The organism is Pseudomonas sp. TJI-51, from assembly GCF_000190455.2.
Classification (GTDB): domain Bacteria; phylum Pseudomonadota; class Gammaproteobacteria; order Pseudomonadales; family Pseudomonadaceae; genus Aquipseudomonas; species Aquipseudomonas juntendi.
Window position 1 is genome coordinate 1,469 of record NZ_AEWE02000028.1, and the last position, 432, is coordinate 1,900.

The window sequence follows — 432 nt, forward strand, 5'->3', positions numbered from 1 at the left end:
TGGCGCTGGCCGCCAGACAGGCCCAGGCCGCCTTCGAGGATCAGGTGGTCCATACCCTTGGGCAGGCGGCGGACAAAGTCCAGCGCCCCGGTGGCAGCCAGCGCGGCCACCAGTTCCTGGTCGCTGGCCTGGCCGGCGCCGAGGGTCAGGTTTTCCCGCAGGGTGCCGTGGAACAGCCGCGCGTACTGCGGCAGCAGGCCTACGTCGCGGCGCAGGTCGGCAGGGTCGAGGTGGGCCAGGGCGATGCCGTCCAGGCTGACCTCGCCCTGTACCAGGTCCATGGCCCCGCCCAACGCCTGCAGCAGGGTGGACTTGCCCGCGCCGTTGCGGCCGAGCACTGCAATGCGTTCGCCCGGCTGAATATCCAGTTGGCCAATGTTGAGCACCGGGGGGGATTCTTCGCTGTAGCGGAAGTTGGCCTGGCGCAGGCGG

Annotated in this window: 1 protein-coding gene; it reads right to left on the reverse strand. The window is 70.4% G+C overall.

Annotation, left to right across the window (positions count from 1 at the left end; translation table 11 throughout):
• On the reverse strand, positions 1 to 432 hold a 432-nt coding region (locus G1E_RS29230), incomplete at both ends, for an ATP-binding cassette domain-containing protein (protein WP_256220431.1).